This window comes from Paenibacillus sinensis, assembly GCF_019904155.1.
Taxonomy (GTDB): domain Bacteria; phylum Bacillota; class Bacilli; order Paenibacillales; family Paenibacillaceae; genus Paenibacillus_AQ; species Paenibacillus_AQ sinensis.
Genome location: NZ_JAHCMB010000071.1, coordinates 1 through 263 on the forward strand (window position 1 = coordinate 1; position 263 = coordinate 263).

The following is a 263-nucleotide window of genomic DNA, read 5'->3' on the forward strand; positions in this document are numbered from 1 at the left end:
ACAACAATAGTACGATTTTCCTCAACTTTTTTTAGAATTACATGGAGTATGTCACCAAGCTCTTTATGTACTGCTCTTCGAATAAATTCATTATATACAAAATAATGCCCATTTTTTGACGGCAACAGCGTATGCTCAAACTCATGCCCGTCAGCGATGATTTGAACAGGTACTTTACCATTAGTACTGAAGATTTCTTTTACCGAATATGGGAAATAAACGACTTTCCATTTCATTTTACCTTCCAGCATCTTAATCTCACT

General features: G+C 35.0%; 1 protein-coding gene. It reads right to left on the reverse strand.

Going from position 1 to position 263, the window contains the following annotated elements:
* A partial coding sequence (locus KIH86_RS09365; protein ID WP_235775332.1) for a DUF1905 domain-containing protein occupies positions 1-236 on the reverse strand: 236 nt, incomplete at its 3' end.
* Positions 237-263: the final 27 nt, after the last annotated feature.